Source organism: Sciscionella marina DSM 45152, from assembly GCF_000379465.1.
Classification (GTDB): Bacteria; Actinomycetota; Actinomycetes; order Mycobacteriales; family Pseudonocardiaceae; genus Sciscionella; species Sciscionella marina.
In genome coordinates, this window is sequence record NZ_KB905415.1 from 1 (window position 1) to 20,826 (window position 20,826).

The following is a 20,826-nucleotide window of genomic DNA, read 5'->3' on the forward strand; positions in this document are numbered from 1 at the left end:
AGCCAGGTGGCGTAGTCGCCGATGTGACCCGAATGCATGGCATGCGGCCAGGCCGTCAGACGATGGCCTGCACCCCAGGGACGGTCGCCACCACAACGCGCTCGCGGCGATCACCGCCGCGGCGGCGACCGAGCCGATCCCGACCAGTACGCCCGCGAGGTTCCAGACCGGAGCGGCGGTCACGATGGAGGGAACCGATCGGGTCGCGACGGTTCCGAGGTATCCGGTGTGCTCGAGCAACCCGGCGCCCACCTGCGCCGCAAGCTCCGAACTGCCGGGCACCCAGCCCGATCAACAGCAGCACGGTGATCGTGGTGCGCATCGTCACGGAGGCTTTCGGCAATACCGTCCTGCCCTCCGGAGCTTCGCCCTCCCCGCTGGTGTGCTCGGTCTCCTCCCGGTCCTCGGGCACGCGGCCGAGGCCGAAGAAGATCCGCAGCCCGGCACGCAGTACCGCCCCCGCGGTCAGGGCTGAGGCCGCCGCTGCCACGCCCACCTGCCAGAGCGGTCCCTGTTCCAGTGCTGATTTGCCGAGACCGATAGCGAAGGGTGGCAGCCCGGCCAACGCCAGCGCGCCCACGATGAACACGGTGCCCAGAAATCGGTCGCCCTTGCCGAACAGGCCGAATTCGTCGATATCCCCGTTTTCGGAGAGCAGCACGCCCGCGATCAGGAACAGTGTCCCTTTGACTCCGGCGTGTCCGAGCAGGTAGAGCCACAGCGCCGGTCCGTGTCCCGCGGCCAGCAGCAGCACTCCGATGTGGGCGATGGTCGAATAGGCGAGCAACCGTTTCACGTGTCGCTGCAACAGGCGCATCAGCGCGCCGAGCGCGGCTGTCAGGGTCCCGAACACCAGCAGCATCCGTGAGAAGACAGCGTGGTCGAGCGAGCCCGCGAACACCGTCGAGTAGGTACGGACCAGGCCATACACTCCCAGCGGTGCCATGATCCCGGAGAGCGGAACGCAGACCGGTGCCGGTGCCACGGCGTGCGCGTCGGCCAACCAGAAGTGAAACGGCACCACGGCGGCCTTCACCAGCCAACCGGTGCACACGAGCACGAAAACCAGCCGGACCAGCATGTCCGCGCGCTGTCCGTTCAGTGCCGTGCCCAGCTGCGCCAGCCGAACAGCAGCGCGGCACCGGTCAGCACAGCGGCGAGCAGACCGAGCCAGGGCCCGGTGCTGTCGCCGACGAGCACGATCCCGACACCGCGCCCATCGTGGACCTGCCACCCAGCCGGGAAATGCACCGCGCGCCCGCCGCGCACGGTTGAAAGCGTGACACCGAGCAGGGCACGGTGTTGATGATCGAGGCGCCCTCGGGCAGGTGCGGCGATGCCGCTTTCGTGGTGTGGAAGAAACTGTGCACGTTGATGTCGAAGGTGTGCAGCCACTGCTCATCGCTGAGCTCTTCGAGTGAGGAAACCGGAATCTGCGTGGCGATGTTGTTCACCAATACACCGATCTCGACGAGTTCGTCGACGGTGCGCCTGACCACGTGCGCACAGTGGCCTTGGTCGGCCATATCGCCGGCTATGTCGATGCAGCGCAGCGCACGCCTTATGCCTGTACCTCGCTGACCGTGCGCTGCGCGTCCCCGTCCTCGTTGAGATAGGTGAACGCGACGTGCGCGCCTTCTTTCACGAATGCAAGGGCCACCGCGACCGATCCCGGAATCCGCGCCGGTCACCCGCGTCGTGTGCCCTCGAGCAGCCCACCACCACGATAGCCGCGCATCAGATCACGTGGCTGTGGCTGCATTCCGGGTCATGCCTGGCGGTGACTGCTGCTGCGCCGGAATCTTTTCGCTGCCCACAGCATCTCCTGTCGTCTATCCGGACGGGATAGCCCCGTGCGGACTCGGCGGAACCCCCTGGCTGTTTACCCCGCAACGCCCGCGGGTATGCGGTACACGAGCCGACACATCGAAGCCAGGTCCGCGGTCGGATCCGCTGACACACCTGGCCGGGAGCGCACCACAGCCCACCGACACCACCACGAGACGAGACGATGGAACCATCCGAGCACGAGGCATCCTGCCCGAGCGCACCGGCCATGGGCGCCGACCAATTGATGGTGCTGCTACGGACCGTCGCGGAGCACGACACTGCCACGGCTCGGCAGTCGATCCGGACGCTGACCGAGAGCCCCATGTTCGATCTGGACAGTGCCGCGGCCGAGCTCGCCGGCGTGACAGCTTGCGCGTTGGACGACCTCACCGGCGGCGCGCCCGCGGGCGAGATCGGCACCGACTTGCTGTGCTACCTCGATGTGGATGAGCTGAGTCCGGACAAGAAGATGGCCGTGCGCATCGTGCTCGCCTGCTTGTTCGACAACCGTGGAGATATCGAGCAGCTGCTGGCCGTGGCGACCGAACGTGCCGATGTGGACCGCATCGAGGTGGTACTCCTGCTCATCCACCTGACGATCGTCACGTTGCGTCGCCGCGGCATACAAAACGGATTCGCAAGCTGACCACACGGCGAAGCGACGCTTCGACTCCGCTCGAAGCGATCGTTCGTGCCCGAGCACACGGATCTCGCGGCGAGCATGCAACGGAGATCTCGTGAGATACGGCTTCGTTTGGCCGGTCGCCGTATGCCCACGCTGGCAACACAGAGCTCGCACCGGCCCGCGGCCAGCGCCGACACCGATATCGCGCGCAGATACTGGCCGATAAGGTGGTAGCCGAGCGTATCGAGGCCGCCCAGAGTTCGAACCGCGCGCTCGGAGCGGGGTGGCCTGGTCACGGCTCGGGCTCGGCGGCTGCCGCACCATACGACTGGCCTACCGGGACGGCACGGTCGCCGAAAAGGAATCACGGCTGCGCGATGTACTGAGCGAGCTGTGCACCTCGCGGACTTTGTGCCTGTCGACCTGACAGCGCGATAGACACTCAGATCACGAGGCGATCGGCCGGGCAGCGCGGCGGCCGAAACCGGCGCACGGTATGCCAGCTACCCGGTCTGGATGTGGCGCTGGGCATCGCCAGCCGATCCGCGGGTGCCGTGGCGCCGAGCGAGGTCGGTCGCGCTCGTTACCCCCGTCACCGCCGCAAAACGCCGCGCCGCTACCGAGTTCGTGACCCAAACCGAAGCACTTTCTCCTGCCCCCGCCGACCGATCGGCGCTGACCGAACAGGTACTCGCCCGGCTGTTACGCGAATTCGAGGTGTTCTTCCTGTGAGCGCCGATCCATGGGCCTGGCACTGGTACGAGCGGCGCAAACACGCGAGCACAGTGGCGCTGCTACTGCGCGAGAAATACCGCGCTTGCTCGAACCCGAATGCCGATAGTACAATTGTCTCAGATGCTGGCCACTCGGTGCGCTCGACTGCTGTGCTGGGATATCGATCCTCGAGCGGTCCAGGCGACCGCGACACACCTCAGCGAGGAGCCCGGGACCACGGCCGCAGTCGGCGCGGACCGTCCGGCTCACCGCGGGTCCGCGGCACGCTTTCGCCGAACATTACCGGGCCCGGCAGGGACATCGGCACGCTCATGGCGCGAACTTCGGCGTGCATGCGCGAGCGTACCTGCGGGTGGGCGGGTTTCCCCTGGCCACCGGGGAGGACGTCGCCTTGCTCGCACGCCCGCGTGCGCACCGGTTCCCCGTGCGCACCAGCGCCCGGTTGGACGGGCGAGCGCCGCACGGGTTCGCCCACGACCTGCGAACGTTGGACCACACCACCGGGATGGCGGGACAGCGCCTGTTCGCAACACGACCGGGAAGCCACGACGGGAAAACGTCGAAGGCAGTCAGGGTTCTTGGGGCTACCGGCGGCTCGGGCACGCGGCCAAGAACTCTGTATGCCACGGGAATGGTTCCGTATTCGGAGTTGTCTTCCCGGGCCCGGGGGAATATATTCGTTGAACGGTTCAAACCACATGCCGCACTCCTTGTTTCCTGATCGAGTCAGCAGGGTGCTGTGCCGTGGTCGGGGCGGCACAGCTCTCTGCTGACACACTGTCAAATTTGGGAGTTGTGTCCGATGACGCCATTCTCTGCCGGCTCCACGTGTTCACCGCGGAACCGCGCACACCGGGCTGCGCTGGTGTGCGCCCATCCATGGCTGCGACTGCATCGGTATTGTCCGGAACAGGGTGTGCTGGTGTGCCGCGCCGTCGGGGAGGTGGACCTGATCACTACCCCGCTGCTGGCGCGCGAGTTGCGCTGTGCCGACGAGAACGGCCAACGTGTGCACACGGTCATGGTCGACCTCTCCGCAACCACCTTCCTCGGCACTGTGGGAGCCCATGTCGTCCTGCAAACCAGCGAGCAAGTCGTGACCAACCGCTGCGAACTCGCTGGTGGTCGTCCGGACCACCGCGGTCCGGCGCACACTGGAGATCATCGGCGCCGAACACGCACTGCACTGGTATGCCTCGGTGTTCGACGCGGTCCATGCCACACGCGTCCAGCCTCGACACCCGAGTGCCATCAGCGACCACTCCGCCCCAGACCGCCACCAGCCCAGGCAATCCGCCTCTCCCGTGACACGGCCCGCACAGCGCCACCCTGAACAACCGTCGGGAACACGGTGATGCACGACGAATCCGATTTCGAATGGCTCGACTGCGCCCTGCGGTCCTATGTACACCGGGTCGCCGCCGGATTCGGCCTCGGACCGGACGCCACCTGTTGTGAGATCGCCGAACGGGCCAACGCCTACATCGCACTCGCCGACCCCGTGCCGCACCGGCCAGACCGCGAGGCCGCCCTGATCTGGGACCAACAGCACGGGTGGGCATTCGGCATCGAAACGAACTCCGGCGAAGACCTGCTGGTCCTCGCCTACCACACCGAAGCACTGCTCCCCGAACCAGACGCCGTCGTCACGTTCGTCAAAACCGTCTGCACCGAACCAGAGCACTACCCCACCCCAGCCGACCCACCGCAGTTCACCACCACCGAGGAACTGACCACCCAACTCCTGTCCTACATCCCAGTGATCGGCTAGAACCACCACACCGCAGACACGACCGAAAATCAGACACCCGAAAACGGCAGCTATCGATCGGTGGCCGTGTGGCCAGCGAGCTCAATCGCCGCGAGCACCAAACACAGGCCCGCAAGACTTTCGAGCATGAGCGCGGACCCCGAGACGCGCACCGATGCTACGACAGACCAGCCCACCAATCCGGCCGACGCTCCGCTGAGTAGGCCCGGAGCGCGGTTCTGGGATTGCTCCCGCTCCGTTTCTCCGGACCTCTCGCCGAACCCGCCGTGCGCCTCTCAACGCAACGGGCTCTCCACGGTGTCTGCCGTCAGGCGGGGTTCGCAGACTGCCAAGGGCTGGGGATTATGCTCGCCCGGTATCGGTAACGGCTGACCGTGACCGATGCGATCCGGAACAACTCGGTCCCGTCCGCCGCGATCGGTAGCCACCGCCCTGTCGGGGTGGTGAATCGGCGGCGGATGTCGCCCCAACTCCAGTGGTGGCGTTCTCGTAGCATACGGATTAGCCGCCACCACACGAAGGCGTCGAGCCTGTCGAAGACATGCTTGGCGACCACGTGCTTGAAGTAGTTGGCCCAACCGCGCATGATCTGGGTGAGTCTTATCAGCACGGTGGCAAGATTCTGCTGTGATGTCCTGCCCGTCAAAGCACGGATCTTCACCTTCAGAGACCGGATGGGCCGGTCCGCGATGAAGGTGTAGACGTGCCATGTGTTCGTGCCTCCTTTGCGTTTCCACTGGATGCGGAAGCCCAGGAAGTCGAACCCATCACTCATGTGCACGATGTGGGTCTTGGCCTGGGACAGGCGCAAACCCAGAGGTTCGAGCACATCGGTGACTTCTTCGCGCAGCGCCGCGGTGTCGGCCTCAGTGCCATGCACCAGGACAACGAAGTCGCCCGACGTAGCGGACAAGCCGCCACGTCGGGCGACCTTTGCGCCGCCGGTAAGCGCGTTTGCCTTCGGTGGACATCGTCCCGCCTGGTTCCCACGACTCGTGCAGGTGTTCATCGAGCACCGTCAGAGCAATGTTCGCCAGCAGCGGGGAGAGGATGCCGCCTTGCGGAGTGCCGGTCAGCGTCTCCTTGTTCTCACCGAGTTCGTTCAGAATCCCGGCTTTCAGGAACGCTTTGACCAGCGCCAGCACGCGTTTGTCCTTGACCCGCAACCGAACCCGGTCCATCAGGGCCGTGTGATCAATCGAGTCGAAGCACGCCTCGATGTCCGCATCCAGCACCCAGCGGTAACCTCGGGTGCCGAAATAGTGGATCTCGGCGATCGCGTCCTGGGCTCGCCGTCGGGGCCGGAACCCATAGGAGACCGGCTTAAAGTCGGCCTCGAAGATTGGTTCCAGCACCAGCTTCAGCGCCGCCTGAACGATCCGATCCGCGATCGTCGGAATCCCAAGTTTGCGGACCTTTCCCGAGCCGCCCGGCTTGGGGATACTGCGTTCCCGCACCGGCAAAGGACGAAATGAGCCGTCCTTGAGAGCGACCCGCAGGTCGTTCAGGAAGCCAGGGACACCGATGGACTCCTCCACGTCGGTGGCAGTCAGACCGTCGACGCCGGGAGTCCGGGCTCCCCGGTTGCCCGCGACCCGATCGAACGCCATCAACAGCGTCGTCGGGTCGTGCACGAAGTTGAACAGGTCATCGAACCGGCGGCCTGGATCGGCCACCGTCCAACGGTGAAGCTTGGTCTGCATCTCCAGTACCCGGGCACGAGGGCCCGAAGCTCCGCCATTCGGCGGGGCATCTTCCGGCATTGCAGCATCCTTCCCTTCTCGATACCGCTGCCGCCCTTCCCCATGCGGCCGGCTTTCCCGGCCTCGGAGTACTACGGCGGCTCCGCCCCGTCCCCAACCGATCGGCGGTCGATGCGCCCAGCCCCGACAGCCTGTTGGACACAGGTGCAGGGGCAAGGTTCGGAACGGTTCCCGTGTTCACTGTGGTTCGTTCGATGGAGGAGGAGCCCGACTGTGTCCCTGCGGCATCGCCACGAATACGCCGCAGACTTTCCTCGTGGCCTCCCGACCAGCTTTTGTATACCGATCCAGGAGTTATCAGACCACCCGAAAATAAGGATGTCCCGATACGCACCGCTTCCGGCCCTGATCCGCCAAGTTCGAGCCGGTGTCCCTTTAAGAGACGTAAAACGCCGGTTCCTCTCGTACTCCTCTCCATCACGCTTGCCGGACCCGCCCCATCTGGCAGTACTGGACACGTCCCGGCTTTGTCAGGACCGCTCTCACCCTCACCGGCACCACCCGGATCAGGCTGCCCTCAGCTTCAACCCCACTGCTGCGACAGCAGGTTGGTGCAGGTCTCCCACCTCCACACGAACCAACAGCACCTCACGGCGCAAACAAGATCAGCGACAGAGCCAAGATGCCGACAGTCCCTCATTCTCGACGTGAACAAGCCCGCCTAATGATTGCTCTCCGAGCTCGACGAAATCGAGTCCTGAGCGTTCAGCCGGTTTCGAGTACGAGTTTGCCGAGTGCCGCACGATTGTCCATACAGGACAGTGCTTCGGCTGCGCGGTCGAGCGGGTAGACCCCGCCGAGCAGCGGGGCCAGCTCACCGTCGGCGAGCAACGGTGTCAGCTCGTCCCACTGCTCGCGCAGGTAGGCAGGATGACGCAGCAGGTACTCTCCCCAGGCCGCACCGACCACCTCGATGTTATTCAACAGCAGCCGGTTCACCTCGATCGTCGGAATCCTGCCACCTGCGAACCCGATCACCAGCAGTCTTCCCTCCGGGGCGAGGCAACGGCGGGAGTCGGCGAACCGGTCACCGCCGACCGGGTCCACGACGAGATCCACGCCGCGCCCCCCGGTGTGTTCCCGGACCGCGTCCTTGAAGCCCTCGACGGGCAGCACCATGCTCGCACCCGCGCGCCGTGCGAACACCGCCTTCTGCGCACTGGAGACCACCGCGATCACTTCGGCGCCCAGCGCTCGCGCGAGCTGGATCGAGGCGACCCCGACCCCACCGGCCGCGCCCTGCACGAGCACCGTCTCCCCACCCCGGTAGCGGCCGCGCTTAGTCAGGGCGAAATGCGCGGTCAGCATGTTCACCAGGACACCGGCCCCCTCGATGAACGACATCCCCTCCGGCAGCGGCGCCACCATCTGCGGCGGCGCCACGGCGACTTCGGCGAAACCGCCCAGCCATGCCATCGCCGCGACCCGGTCGCCAGCCACGAAACCACTTCCCCCCGGCGCGCTTCGAACCACCCCAGCCACCTCCATACCCGGTGTGAAGGGCAGTTCGGGCCTCATCTGGTAGCGACCCCTGGTCTGCAACAAATCCGGGAATGCCACCCCGGCCGCGTATACATCGATCAGCACGTGTCCTTCCGGAAGTTCCGGTTCCGGCACATCACTGACCTCGATGGCTTCCGGACCGTCGAGTGAGGTGATCCGCACTGCGCGCATGGGGCTCCTTCCGGGGCGGCATCGAGTCTGCGAGCACCGCACCAAGGCTCATCGCCTAATGGGGCGTAGCCTCGGCCAGACAAAAGGTCTTCTTCGACATAACCCGAGATATCGCCATGTCAACAACAATCCCTAAAATCCAGCTGAACCGATCATGAAATTCTGTGATCGCCGATAAATCGGCAATTACATCGAATGGTTTGACGCGGACGATCGAGGATCGATTGAGCCTGTATTCACATGACTTAATAAGCATTTCGTTGCTTTTCAGTCAATCCCGTCGTTGAAATACAGAATATGAGTGGCAACCATAACGATGTCACCGTTTTGATTGATCACCGATATGTCTGAGTAGACTTTGGAGTCTTCGTTGTCGATGTACGCCACCTCGTAGCGAGCAGTTACTGTGTCACCGAGAAATACGGGCCGGGTAAACCGCACTTTGTCATATCCATAGGATACTGCGCCCTTGCCCGCACGGGCGACCATCGCGGTAGAGGTGTTGGACGTCAGCCCTAGGACCAGACCACCATGCGCGATCCGGCTACCGTAAGGGCTTGATCGCATGGTTTGTTCGTCGACGTGGTTGGAGTGCATGTCTCCAGTGATACCGGCGAATAGGTACACGTCACTTTCACTCACGGTTTTTCGAAATTCGGTGACGTCACCCGCACGGATTTGCATGGCACGTATTCCTTCCTGCTCGGGATGTCACTGCTTGAATCCTTTCTCCTTCCCATGGCGTTGCGTCTACTCGACGCATAAATCGCTTTATTCCCGAATGTCCGGAGGTGCTGGTTGCTCGGCGCCCGGATTTCGTACTGGGTTGGCCAGCCCGGCTCGGGCGTCGTCGGAGCGTAGCGCCGTTGTTTGCACGAAGGCCTCGAGTTCAAGGGAGTTGTGCAGTGTGCCGGATGTGCCGGCATTCAATAGTTTCTTGGTCAGCGACACGGCAAACCGCGGAGCAGCGGCGAGTTCAGCAGCGAGCTCGATCGCCCGCTTGTACGTTGTAGCGGCGTCCGGCAGGACCTCATTGACGAACCCCATTTGGGTGGCGCGGTCTGCACTGACCTCGCTGGTGCGTAGCATCAGTTCTTTCGCGCGTTGCATACCGACCACACGTGGCAGGAAGTAGGCCCCGCCGACGTCTGGTGCTAGACCTCGGCGCAAGAAGACTTGACAGAACCTGGCGTCAACGGAGCACACGATCAGATCGCAGGCGAGGACGAGGTTGAATGCGCCGCCGTATGCAGCGCCGGACACGGCCGCCACGACGGGGAGCTCGGTCTCCCATACGGTCTCGACCAGCCGGTGGAACGCGCGAAGCATGGCAAGCCTCGGCTCGTCCGAGTCGGCGCTGGCGGCGTTTTCGATAGCTTTGATGTCGCCGCCCGCGGAGAAGTGGCCGCCCGCACCGGTGAGTACGATGGCACCGATTGTCTCGTCCCGTTGTGTCGCGGCGATCAGTTCCGCGAGCTGTTCAGCAGTGCCTTGGGTCATGGCGTTGCGGCGATGCGGGCGGTCGAGGATCAACACGCGCACCGCTCCGTGGGTGCTGGATCGCACGTTGCTCATTCGGTTCGCTCCTCGGGATGCGGTGGCTTCTTCGCCAGCTCGTGCCGTAGCAGTTTTCCGGTGGTGCTGCGCGGCAGGTCTTCGGCTGCCATGAACTGGATGTAACGCGGACGCTTATAGCCGGCCAGTTGTTGGCGACACCAGGCGACCAGCTCCGCACCATTGATGTCTGCGCCCGGTCGCGTGACGACGACGGCCTTTACCGTCTCACCCCAGTATTCGTCGGGGGCTCCGAACACGCATACTTCCTGCACCGCGTCGTGTCGCGCGATCACCTGTTCGACTTCGGCGGGATAGATGTTTTCGCCACCGCTCTTGATCAGGTACTTTTTCCGGTCCACGACGGACAGCTGGCCGGCTTCGTCACGGACCAGCATGTCACCGGTATGTAGCCAACCTCCCCGGAATGCCTCTTCGGTGGCTGCCGGATCATCCAGGTAGCCAGACATCACGGTGGGGCCGCGCACCACGCACTCGCCCGGCGTGCCGACCGCGACGTCGTTCATCTCGTCATCGACCAGCCGTACGTTCAGCAGCGGCGTGGGGAGTTTACGCAGCGACGGCATCTCGCCGGGATGCGAGAGGCTGTGGGCGAGCAGGTAGCTGACTTCGGTCTGACCGAAGGCGTCGGAGAAGTCGATACCGCATGCCGCTGTCAGCTGTTGCACGATGTGCGGCATCATGTTCGCGTACCCGATGGCGAAACGGAAGCTGGACAAGTCGTATTGCTCTCTGTTCGGGTGGTGCAGGAAGTCGGTGAGCACTCCCGGTAGCAGTAATGTCCAGGTGAGCCGGTCGCGCTCGATCATCCGAAACATCATCTCCGCATCCGCGGTGCGGAGGGTCGCGTATTTTCCACCGGTCATCATCGTGGCGTACAGCGACTCGTCGCCGGCGCAATGAAACAGCGGTAACCAGCCAATGAACCCGTCGTCCGCGGTCAGGTTGAACCATTGAGCCAGTCGCTGCCCTCGGATCGCCGCGGCGCCATGGCTGATCATCGCTCCTTTCGGGCGACCGGTAGTACCACTGGTGTAGAGCACGTTATGCAGATCCTCAGCGCGAACCGACACCGGTGGTGGCACAGGTGCCGCTGCGGCAAGCAGATCGGCGTAGTCGCCATCGAAGGAGATCCAGTACCGCACGGACGCGAGCACCGGGGCTCGGTCGCGGAGCGTGGCGATCTGATTGTCGAGCATCCCGGAGTAGATCAGTGCGACCGGCTCACCGGATTCGATGCAGTAGGCGAGTTCGTCGGCGTGCAAGCGGACATTCAAGGTCAGCGCGCTCGCGCCGAGTGACGCGAGTGCCGCGTAGGTCACGACATACTCCGGGCGTGCCTCGGAAAGCACCGCCACCCGGTCTCCCTGTCGCACCCCGAGCTGGTGGAGCGCGGCGGCGAACTGGCGCGCCAGTTCGCCGATCTTGCTATAAGTCCACGAGCCATGTTCGTCGGTGACCGCTACCCGATCGGCGAACACGGTGAACGCCCGATGAAACAGGTCCCGAACGGTGTATCCGGATACCACATCGGCTCGATCGTTACCCACCAGTCGACTCATCGTCGCTCCTTTGCGACTTCTGTCTTTATTCCGTCAGCAACTCGACCGGGATGTCGACATATCGCGACCGCAGGTATTCGCCCAAACCTTTGGCTTGTGGGTCCGGGCGGGTCGCCGAGGCGACACCGGCGCCGAGGAGGCCGATGATCACGAAGTTCACCCCGTGCAGGTTCGGCAATTCGAATCGACGGATTTCCAAGTCCGCCGCCTCGGGCAGCAATGCGCGCATCCGGTCGACCGTCAAGTACTCGCGTAGCCAGGCGTACGCGCTGGCCTTCCTTGTCCACACTCCGACGTTCGCGTTGCCGCCCTTGTCCCCCGACCGCGCCGCACACAGCCGTCCCAGCGGAGCCCGCACCGACTCGCCGAAGACAGGTGCCGCCGGCACCGGCCCGCCGGTTCCCATCAGCTCTGTGGTTTCCGCGGGCGGACTGTGTTCGACGACGCGCTCAGTCCCGTCCGGTAGCACGACGCGGTGCTCGACGACCCCGGTCGGCACAAGGGTCGGCCAGTAGATGCCATACGCGCTCTCGCCGGATGGCGGCGTCGTGGTGTGGAACCCGGCGTAACCACCCAATGCGAGCTCCATCGTGGCGTTGGAGAATCGACGTCCCACCTTGCGTGCATCCGGGTCTTTGACGGTGATCCGCAAGTGGGCGGTGGCTTCGACGTTGGACTCGGCGTTTGGATGGTCGAACCGGATCAGCTGCACGTCAGTTTCGGCGAAGCTGTCTTTGCCACCGAGAATCTCGAAGAGTTGCCGCTCGGCCCGCGCGGCCTTCTCCTCGATATCCAGTCCGGTGATGACCAGGGTCATGGTGTTTCGGTATCCGCCAAGGTAGTTCACCGCCACCTTCAGCTGATCCGGCGGCGGGGTCCCTCGGGTCCCTGTGATCAGCACCCGATCGGTTGCCTGCTGCTCAAGCTGTAGCGTGTCGAAATGCGTCACTACGTCCGGATTGAAGTATTGCGGTTCGGCGATCTCGTAGAGCAGCTGCGCGGTGACCGTTCCCGGCGAGACCAAGCCGCCGGTGCCGTGGTGTTTGGTGATGACCGTGCTGCCATCCTCGGCCACCTCGGCGATCGGGAATCCGGGGGAGCGCAGGTCGACGATCTCATGCAGCCACGAGTAGTTGCCACCGGTGGCCTGCGGACCGCACTCGATGACGTGCCCTGCTGCCACGGCGCCAGCCAGCGCGTCGTAGTCGGTGCGCTTCCAGCCGTGCCACCAGGCCGCCGGCCCCACCACCAGCGAGGCATCCGTGACCCGCGGGCAGACCACGACGTCCGCACCTGCCCTCAGCGCCTCGACGATGCCCCAGGCGCCCAGATAGGCGTTGGCGGACACCGGCCGCACACCGGCCTCGCCTAGTGGTTGTCCGGTGTCCATGTTGGCCAACGAGTGCCCCTCGGCGATCAGCTGATCCATCCGGCCAACCAGGTCGTCGCCGTACACGTACGCGATACGTGCCTGCAAACCCAGCTCACCGGCCAGTTTACCGAGCTGGTCGGCCAGACCGGCCGGATTCAACCCGCCCGCGTTGCTGACCACCTTCACACCGCGATTCACACAGTCCGTGAAGACCTGCTCCATCTGGCTGAGGAAGGTCTTGGCGTACCCACCTCGGGGGTCCTTCTGTTTGGCCTTCCACAGGATCAGCATGGTCAGCTCGGCAAGATAGTCACCGGTAAGCACGTCGATCGGGCCACCGTCGAGCATCTCCCGTGCCGCGTCGATACGGTCCCCGTAGAAGCCCGAGCAGTTGCCGATCCGTACCGGCCGAGGGTTCATCTGCGGGTCTCCTTCCCTGTGGACACCTGTGCGAATTGGCCGGGTTGTCGTCCCGTCCCTGGTGCACCGGCGAACGTCTGCGCGATCGACATCCATTTGGTGGCCACCGGGCCCTCGATGCGCAATGCAGTGTCAGCGGTGTGCCGTCGCTGGGTCACTGCCAGGCAGAAGTCCAGCGCCGGCCCGGCTACCCGGTCTAGCGCCGACGGCTCGCCCCAGATCCAGGTGTCCCCATCTGGCGCATCGAGTTCGACGTACACCGCAGTGTCGGGCACCGGGAGGTTGTGGAGCTGATGACTGAAAGCGAAGGTTGACATGGCCAGGTGCGCGATATGCCGCAACCGTGCGGTCGGCTCGCGGAACACGCCGGCAGCGTCCACGATGTCCTGGCCGTGCGCCCAGGTTTCCATCAGGCGCGCGGTCACCGAGCTGGCGACCGACATGTCCGGCCCGTACCAGGGCGCGCGAGTCCTTGGCTCTAACGTAGCGAAGGTATCGATCAGCCGCCGGCGCGCAGTGCGAAACCAGTCCAGTAGCCGGTCCGGGGACAGGTTTCGGTACCGTTGAGCCACCGTGTCCGGGAAGGTCGGTCCTAGTGCGGTCAGTTCGGCAGCATGCTCGCGGAACGCCTGCGGATCCTGCGCGGCCTCGGTAGCGGCCTCGTCGAAGTAAGCGAGATGGCTGACCTGGTCACGGATCGCCCAGCCCTCCGCAGGGGTCGGCCGCTCCCAACTCGGCCGGGGAAGGTCGGCAAGGATCACGTCCAGGACGGTGGTCTCGGCCTCGAGGTCACCGAGGAGTTCGGCGAAGAAGACCGGCATTCAGCGCCCCTTCCATTCGGGTGCACGGTTGGCGGCGAACGCGGCGGGGCCTTCCTGGGCATCCTCGCTGAGGTAGACAGGTTCCCAGATACGCTCGGCTGCGGCGTAAGCCTCCGACAAGGGCTGTTCGACGACCAGCCGCGCCGTCTGTTTCGCGGCGCGTACCGAAAGCGGCGCGTTCGCCGCGATCCGGTCGGCCAGCCGCTGCGCGGTATCTTGGAGCTGGGCAAACGGTACGACCTCGTTCACGAGACCGACTTCCTGCGCCCTTTGTGCTGGCAGCGGATCCCCGGTAAGCAGGATCTGCATCGCGATCCGTGGCGGGACCAGCCATGAAAGCGGCGCTGCCCACGGCGCACCGCGACCCACCTTCACCTCGGAGATCGCAAATGTCGCAGTGTCCGCCGCCACGCACAAATCGCAGCACTGGGCAAGCAGGAACCCGCCCGCGTAGGCCACTCCGTTCACCGCTGCGATGGTCGGCTTCGACACCTCGATGTTGCGGCCGAACTGCGGCACGAAATCCGGCGGCGGAATGGTCAACGAATCCTCGGCCATCTCCTTGAGGTCACCGCCAGCACAGAAGGCCTTGTCCCCCGCGCCGGTGAGCACCATGACCTTGGCGTCGGCGTCAGCGTTAAACCGGTGCGTCGCCTCGTACAGTCCATCGCGGACTGTCTTGCTCAGCGCGTTGCGTGCCGTTGGTCGGTTGATGGTCACCCAGGCCACCGACCCGCGTCGCGTATAGGTCACCGGACTCATGTGGGTTCCTCCACTACTGCGAGCACCGCGCCGGTGTCCACGGTCTGATCGATCTTCACGTTGATCTCGCGCACCACGCCGTCCAATGGCGCGGTCACGCTGTGCTCCATCTTCATCGCCTCGAGCACCACAACGATCGTCCCTGCGGCGACGTGCTCGTCCTCGTCGACTTCCACGCGCACGACGGTGCCCGGCATAGGAGCCAGTAGTGAGCCGGGCGCCTGCCGCGATCCCGGATCCGGAAAACGAGGTAGCTCATGCAGTACTGTTGACCCCAGCGGGCTGTCCACATATGACGTGTCACCGACTCGTGCGATGCGTACGGTTCGTCGCACACCGGCCAGATCCAGATCCACGTGATCGCGTGTCGCTGACCGCAGCACCAGTTCCGGAAGCTCTTCACCATCCACTTCGGACAACACATTGTCGCCGACGAACCGGTAGGCCACCCCCACCTCGAGTTCCTCGGCACCGCTGACGGCGAACCGGGTTCGTTGCGGACCGTTCGGTACGTTGCGCCAACCCGTCGGCAGCGTAGCGAGCACCGACGCCTCTGCCCTGCGCTCTGCCTGGCCGGCGAGTGCGGCTGCCACCGCGTGCAGGCGAACAGTTCCCCGAATCGATGAATTTGCGGACAGTTCCGCCGGGTCGTGTCGGGTGAGATAGCCAGTGTCGATGTTACCGGAGCGGAACTCGGGTTCGCGCAGAATGTTCACCAGCAGGGTTTGATTGGTGACGACACCGTGGAGCCGGGTTTCTGCCAACGTACGGGCGAGCCTGCGGCATGCGTCGTCGCGGGTGTGGCCGTGCGCGATCACTTTGGCCAGCATGGGGTCGTAGTGCACGCTGACGACCGAGCCGTCGGCGACGCCGGCGTCCACCCGTATCCCGTCGAGTTCAGGTACGAGGAAAGCGTGCACGGTGCCGGTGGCGGGCAGGAAACCCGCCGACACGTCCTCGGCATACAGTCGTGTCTCCACGGCATGCCCGTTCAAGGTGGCGAAGAGCGCCTCGTCCGGCAGCGGCAAGCCCTCGGCGACCGTCAGTTGCAGCCGCACCAGATCGAGCTTGGTGACCAGCTCGGTGACCGGATGCTCCACCTGGAGACGGGTATTGACCTCGAGGAAAGCGAACTGCCCGTCCGCCCCGAGTACGAATTCCACGGTGCCGGCGCCCACGTAACCGATCGCTTTGCCCGCCGCGACCGCCGCCTCACCGAGTTTGGTGCGCAGCGCCTCATCTACCGCGGGGGAAGGCGCCTCCTCGATGATCTTCTGATAGCGACGTTGAATCGAGCACTCACGTTCGAACAAATGGACCACATTGCCGTGGGCGTCACCGAAGATTTGCACCTCTACATGCCGTGGCGAATCCACGTACCGTTCCAGGAACACCGTCCCGTCGCCAAACGCCGCCGCCGCCTCCCGGCAAGCACCTACCACAGCGTCGGCGAGATCGGCCTTGCGGTGCACGATTCGCATACCACGGCCGCCGCCACCGTAGGCGGCCTTGACCAGCACTGGGTAGCCGATCTCCGTACCGGTGCGCACCCCTAGTTCCTTGGCATCGAAGTCGGCTTCGTTATTTACGGTGATGCTTTGCAGGATCGGCACCCCGGCAGCGCTCATCAGCTCCTTGGCAGTGATCTTGGAGCCCATCGCCTCGATCACCTCGGGGGAAGGTCCAACGAACACCAGATCAGCCTCCGCGCATGCCCTGGCGAAGGCTGCATTCTCGGAGAGGAACCCGTATCCCGGATGCACCGCGTCCGCTCCAGTGCGGCGGGCCGCTTCGACGAGCAAATCCGCGCGCAGATAAGTCTCGGAAGGGGAATTGCCCGGTAAGTGGACCGCTTCGTCCGCGTCCGCCACGAATGGCGCGTCCACGTCGGCGTCGGAGAACACCGCCACGCATCGAATATCCATCTCGCGGGCGGTGCGCATCACCCGAGAGGCAATCTCGCCTCGGTTGGCCACGAGCAATTTTTCGATCATGCGTGCCACCACCTACATCCGAAAGACACCGAAACCACGGCGTCCCGCTATCGACTGGGAATGCGCCGCAGACAGCGCCATACCGAGCACAGACCTGGTATCACGCGGATCGATCACCCCGTCATCGTAGAGCCGCGCGGTGATGAAGAACGCGTCAGACTCCGTGGTGATCTGGTCCTCGATCTCCTTGGTGCGTCGACGGTCGGCCTCCTCATCGAATTCCCGACCAGACGATTCAGCTCCCGCGCGGCCCACGATGGACATCACCCCCGCCAGCTGTTGCGCGCCCATCACCGCGAGTTTGGCGTTGACCCAGGCGAACATGAAACGTGGGTCATAGGCACGGCCCGACATCCCGTAGTTGCCGGCGCCGAAGGACGCACCGATGTTGATCGTAATGTGGGGCACCGTACTGTTGGTCACAGCGTTGATCATCTTTGCGCCGTCTTTGATGATGCCGCCTTGCTCATAGTCCTTGCCGACCATGTAGCCGGTGGTGTTCTGCAGAAAAATCAGCGGAGTCTCGGTCTGGTTGGCCAGCAGGATGAACTCGCTGGCCTTTTTTGCCTCCTCACTGAACAGCACCCCTTGTGCGTTGGCCAGTACCCCGACCGGGAACCCATGGACGCTCGCCCAACCGGTCACCAGGCTGGTGCCGTACAGTGGCTTATACTCATCGAATCGAGACCCGTCCAATACTCGCGCAAGAACCTCACGCGGATCCACGGGAACCCGGAAATCAGCCGAGGCAATGCCAAGGAGCTCATCCGGGTCATACAGCGGTGCGTCGACCGGTTTACTCGGGCCAGGACCACGTTTGCGCCAATTCAGATCGGCGACGATCTGGCGACCGATCCGGACGCAGTCTGCCTCGTCCACGGCGAAATAGTCGGACAACCCAGAAACCCGCGAATGCATGTCCGCCCCACCCAGTTCCTCGTCGCCGGACACTTCCCCGGTAGCCATCTTGACCAGTGGCGGGCCACCGAGGAAGACCTTGGCCTGTCCATCCACCAAAACGGCGTAATCGCACATGCCAGGCACATAGGCGCCACCAGCCGTGGAGTTACCGAACACCAGCGCGATCGTGGGGATACCCATCGCCGATAGCTCGGTGAGATCGTGGAAGGTCCGGCCGGCTTGCACGAACAGCTCTGACTGCGTCGGTAGATCGGCTCCGCCCGATTCGACGAGATTGATCACGGGCAGCCGGTTGTTCTTCGCGATTTCCAGCGCCCGCAACGTCTTTCGCAACGTATACGGGTTCATGGTTCCGCCGCGGACGGTCGGATCATGCGCAATCAACACGCACTCGATACCGCAGACGGCGCCGACCCCGGTCAGCACGCTGGCTCCGACTGTGAACTGGGTCCCCCAGGCGGCAAGCGCGGACAACTCGAGGAACGGCGCGTCACGGTCCAACAGCAGCTCGACCCGCTCCCGCACCAGCAGTTTGCCACGCTGGTGGTGGCGCCGCACGGCACGTTCACCACCGCCCGCGCGCACCAACTCGAGCTGTTCTTGCAACCGGCGAACTGCGGCCAGCTGGTCCCTGCGGTTCTGCTGGTAGGTCTCGCTCGCCGGATCTACCGTGGATCTCACTATCGGCATGCCATGCCCTCCCACTCAAATGTTAGTCGTTATTAACTTATCGGGGAAGCCGGTTCGTTCGATATGCATGAATAGCTTCATAAAGCTCGGGGCCGTGGTACCGATGGACTCAAAAATCTGGTGAATATTGATTAGCCACGGTTGCCTGGGGTCGGTGATCGAGACATGCTGTCCACGCCGAGTACTGCGAGGGCCGCAGTGCTCATCAGTTCGATCAGCCGCTCACGCGCCAGCCCGCTTTCGTGGTCGAGGATCGACTGGATCGTGCTGATGGCCGCGTGCACCATGGTGCGCACCTCGGAGTCGATCAGGTCGGGGCGCAGCTCGGCGATGATGTGGACCCATTCCTCCAGGTAAAGTCGTTGTTTGCGGCGTAATCTGCGTCGGTCTTCCTCAGGCAGGTTGTGGATCTCGCGTGAATACACCTGCAGCAACACACGCTCGTCGATGGCGAACAAGACCTGGTCACGGACCAGAAGGCCGAGTGCCTCTTGGTCAGAGTAGTCAGCGCTGACGACCTCGGAGGCCTTGCTCAGCAGTTCGTCGATCACTCGGTCGAACAATGCGACCAGTACGGCCGATTTACTCTCGAAATGCCGGTAGATGGCCGCGCCGGTGACGCCGGCCGCAGCACCGATATCCGCCATGCCCACCGAATGGTATCCATTTCTAGCCAGCAGGTCGGCGGCGGCGACCAGGATCCGCTGTTTACGGGCCGGGTCCCGGGTTCGTGGAACCTCAGCGACCATGTTCGGGCTCTCGTTTGCTGTCATCATGTCCCTCAGTGAGTGTCCGTTCCATATCCACCCCGTTATTCGACCCGCGGCTGCCCGGCGTACTCCGCGCTGCGGTCCCCGCCCCGGCTTCCTGTTCGGTATCGCCGCAGCTCGGTGCGGGCGAGGACCATTCGATGCACCTCATCGGGGCCGTCCCCGATACGTAACCCGCGGGCCTGTGCCCACAACACGGCCAAGGGAAAATCCTGCGACACTCCAGCGGCGCCGTGCGCCTGGATCGCTGCGTCGATCACCCACTCCGCGGTTCGTGGAGCGGCGATCTTCACCGCGGAGACCTCCGTCCTGGCCCCATCGACGCCCGCGGTGTCCAACAGCCACGCAGTGCGCAGCACCAGCAATCGTAGCTGCTCGATCCCTACCCGCGCTTCGGCGATCCGCTCCTGCAGCACGCCCTGGTCTGCCAACGGTTTTCCGAACGCGCTACGCCCTGCCACCCGGGTGCACAGCAGCTCCAGGGCACGTTCGGCCATCCCAACCAACCGCATGGCATGATGGATCCGACCCGGCCCAAGCCGGGCCTGCGCCATCGCGGTCCCGCCGCCTACCTCGCCGAGCAGATTTGCCGTTGGCACCCGCACGTTGTCGAACTCGATCTCCGCATGCCCGCCGATCACGCCCTCCGCGTATCCCATGATGTGCATCGGCCGGACCATCCGGACCCCCGGCGTATCCGGCGGCACCAGAAGCACACTGTGCCGTTGCTTGCGTGGCGCATCAGGATCGGTCACCCCGAGTACCAGCAAGATACGGCACTCCTCGGCAAGAGCGCCGGTGATCCACCACTTGCGGCCGTCGAGCACGTACTCGTCGCCGTCTCGGGTGATCCGGGCAGCGATGTTACCCGCATCGGAAGACGCCACCGCAGGTTCGGTCATGCAGTAAGCCGAGCGGATCTCCCCGCGAAGCAATGGTTCCAGCCATTCGGTGCGCTGCCGGGGCGAGGCGAACATGCTGAGCAGTTCCATATTCCCGGAATCGGGCGGATTGCAGTTCAGCGCTTCGGGAGCGATCAACGGACTCCGGCCAGTGATCTCGGCCAGGGGCGCGTACTGCAAATTCGAAAGCCCCGCCCCGTCCGGTGAGTGCGGCAGGAACAGGTTCCACAAGCCGCGGCGGCGAGCCTCAGCCTTGAGCTGTTCCATCACCTCCGGGCGTTTCCACGGGTATTTCGTGGCCGTAGCCGCCTCCGCAAACTGTGCCTCGACCGGATACACGTGTTGGTCCATGTAGGACAACAACTCTGCACGCAACGACTCGGTCCGCGCATCGAACGAGAAGTCCATGGTCTCCTCCCGGGATGGGTACATCCATCAAAGTTACTAGATGATCACATATTCCGGGAAGCGCTGGAGCCAAACTGCCCACGATTGCCGGTAAGCCAACCCTCCACTCTCCCGGTCGAAACAGTGCCGACCGATGACGTCGGCGGCGCAGCAATGCGGGTTCTCCTGGGAAAAACACGTTCGCTGGTTCCACATGTGGCGCGCAGCGATCTTTTCTGGGCGAGCGACTTG

The 20,826-nt window shown here is 64.2% G+C and carries 19 protein-coding genes; 4 read left to right on the forward strand and 15 right to left on the reverse strand.

The annotated features are described in order from the left end of the window. Window positions 1–55: 55 nt before the first annotated feature. Together A37U_RS46380 and A37U_RS48765 are read right to left on the reverse strand one after the other, a co-directional pair. The gene (locus tag A37U_RS46380; RefSeq protein ID WP_205623075.1) at window positions 56–1,234 is read right to left on the reverse strand and encodes a complex I subunit 5 family protein; all 1,179 of its coding nucleotides are present in this window, start codon (window positions 1,232–1,234) and stop codon (window positions 56–58) included. Continuing rightward, window positions 1,146–1,691: an SDR family oxidoreductase gene (locus A37U_RS48765; protein ID WP_083934080.1), complete on the reverse strand. Its 546-nt coding sequence runs from the start codon at window positions 1,689–1,691 to the stop codon at window positions 1,146–1,148. The genes A37U_RS46380 and A37U_RS48765 overlap by 89 nt, the downstream gene beginning before the upstream one ends. Window positions 1,692–2,011: 320 nt before the next feature. Here A37U_RS48765 and A37U_RS0132075 point away from each other — a divergent pair, with 320 nt between their 5' ends. The 4 genes from A37U_RS0132075 (at window position 2,012) to A37U_RS46395 (ending at window position 4,961) form a co-directional block, all read left to right on the forward strand. Further along, the gene (locus A37U_RS0132075; RefSeq protein ID WP_157183151.1) at window positions 2,012–2,476 is read left to right on the forward strand and encodes a hypothetical protein; all 465 of its coding nucleotides are present in this window, start codon (window positions 2,012–2,014) and stop codon (window positions 2,474–2,476) included. A 262-nt stretch (window positions 2,477–2,738) separates the two neighbouring features. Continuing rightward, entirely contained in the window at window positions 2,739–2,882 is a 144-nt protein-coding gene (locus tag A37U_RS52090; RefSeq protein ID WP_020500780.1) for a hypothetical protein, read from the forward strand. Between the two features lie 1,110 nt (window positions 2,883–3,992). Next, window positions 3,993–4,523: an STAS domain-containing protein gene (locus A37U_RS55145; RefSeq protein WP_420806274.1), complete on the forward strand. Its 531-nt coding sequence runs from the start codon at window positions 3,993–3,995 to the stop codon at window positions 4,521–4,523. 21 nt (window positions 4,524–4,544) lie between these two features. Then, window positions 4,545–4,961, forward strand: a complete 417-nt coding sequence (locus tag A37U_RS46395) for a DUF6292 family protein (protein ID WP_020500783.1) — start codon at window positions 4,545–4,547, stop codon at window positions 4,959–4,961. 307 nt (window positions 4,962–5,268) lie between these two features. Here the strand turns inward: A37U_RS46395 and A37U_RS53175 are convergent, their stop codons facing one another. From A37U_RS53175 to A37U_RS0132155, 13 genes are all read right to left on the reverse strand, one after another. After that, window positions 5,269–5,841, reverse strand: coding sequence for a group II intron maturase-specific domain-containing protein (locus tag A37U_RS53175; protein WP_205623076.1), 573 nt, complete (start codon window positions 5,839–5,841; stop codon window positions 5,269–5,271). Further along, window positions 5,828–6,724, reverse strand: a complete 897-nt coding sequence (locus tag A37U_RS53180; RefSeq protein ID WP_205623077.1) for a reverse transcriptase domain-containing protein — start codon at window positions 6,722–6,724, stop codon at window positions 5,828–5,830. Before A37U_RS53180 ends, A37U_RS53175 begins: the two co-directional genes overlap by 14 nt. Before the next feature lie 705 nt (window positions 6,725–7,429). After that, window positions 7,430–8,398 carry an NADPH:quinone oxidoreductase family protein gene (locus A37U_RS0132105; RefSeq protein WP_020500784.1) on the reverse strand — a complete coding sequence of 323 codons (969 nt, stop codon included), beginning with the start codon at window positions 8,396–8,398 and terminating at the stop codon, window positions 7,430–7,432. Between the two features lie 267 nt (window positions 8,399–8,665). Continuing rightward, window positions 8,666–9,082 (reverse strand): MaoC family dehydratase, encoded by a 417-nt coding sequence (locus A37U_RS0132110; protein ID WP_020500785.1) that lies wholly within the window; start codon window positions 9,080–9,082, stop codon window positions 8,666–8,668. Window positions 9,083–9,169: 87 nt separating this feature from the next. After that, entirely contained in the window at window positions 9,170–9,973 is an 804-nt protein-coding gene (locus tag A37U_RS0132115) for an enoyl-CoA hydratase/isomerase family protein (RefSeq protein WP_020500786.1), read from the reverse strand. Continuing rightward, complete coding sequence (locus tag A37U_RS0132120) at window positions 9,970–11,535, reverse strand: class I adenylate-forming enzyme family protein (protein ID WP_157183153.1); 1,566 nt, start codon at window positions 11,533–11,535, stop codon at window positions 9,970–9,972. Before A37U_RS0132120 ends, A37U_RS0132115 begins: the two co-directional genes overlap by 4 nt. Window positions 11,536–11,560: 25 nt before the next feature. Then, complete coding sequence (locus tag A37U_RS0132125) at window positions 11,561–13,327, reverse strand: acyclic terpene utilization AtuA family protein (protein WP_020500788.1); 1,767 nt, start codon at window positions 13,325–13,327, stop codon at window positions 11,561–11,563. Then, window positions 13,324–14,148, reverse strand: a complete 825-nt coding sequence (locus A37U_RS0132130) for a TIGR03084 family metal-binding protein (protein ID WP_020500789.1) — start codon at window positions 14,146–14,148, stop codon at window positions 13,324–13,326. Before A37U_RS0132130 ends, A37U_RS0132125 begins: the two co-directional genes overlap by 4 nt. Then, the gene (locus tag A37U_RS0132135) at window positions 14,149–14,910 is read right to left on the reverse strand and encodes an enoyl-CoA hydratase/isomerase family protein (protein ID WP_020500790.1); all 762 of its coding nucleotides are present in this window, start codon (window positions 14,908–14,910) and stop codon (window positions 14,149–14,151) included. Then, a complete protein-coding gene (locus tag A37U_RS0132140) occupies window positions 14,907–16,904 on the reverse strand; it encodes an ATP-binding protein (protein ID WP_040589337.1) in 1,998 nt (665 codons plus the stop codon). The genes A37U_RS0132135 and A37U_RS0132140 overlap by 4 nt, the downstream gene beginning before the upstream one ends. A gap of 12 nt (window positions 16,905–16,916) precedes the next feature. Continuing rightward, complete coding sequence (locus A37U_RS0132145; protein WP_026197824.1) at window positions 16,917–18,515, reverse strand: acyl-CoA carboxylase subunit beta; 1,599 nt, start codon at window positions 18,513–18,515, stop codon at window positions 16,917–16,919. 131 nt (window positions 18,516–18,646) lie between these two features. After that, a complete protein-coding gene (locus A37U_RS0132150) occupies window positions 18,647–19,291 on the reverse strand; it encodes a TetR family transcriptional regulator (protein WP_040589327.1) in 645 nt (214 codons plus the stop codon). A gap of 35 nt (window positions 19,292–19,326) precedes the next feature. Further along, window positions 19,327–20,595 (reverse strand): acyl-CoA dehydrogenase family protein, encoded by a 1,269-nt coding sequence (locus A37U_RS0132155; protein ID WP_020500794.1) that lies wholly within the window; start codon window positions 20,593–20,595, stop codon window positions 19,327–19,329. Window positions 20,596–20,826 lie beyond the last annotated feature (231 nt).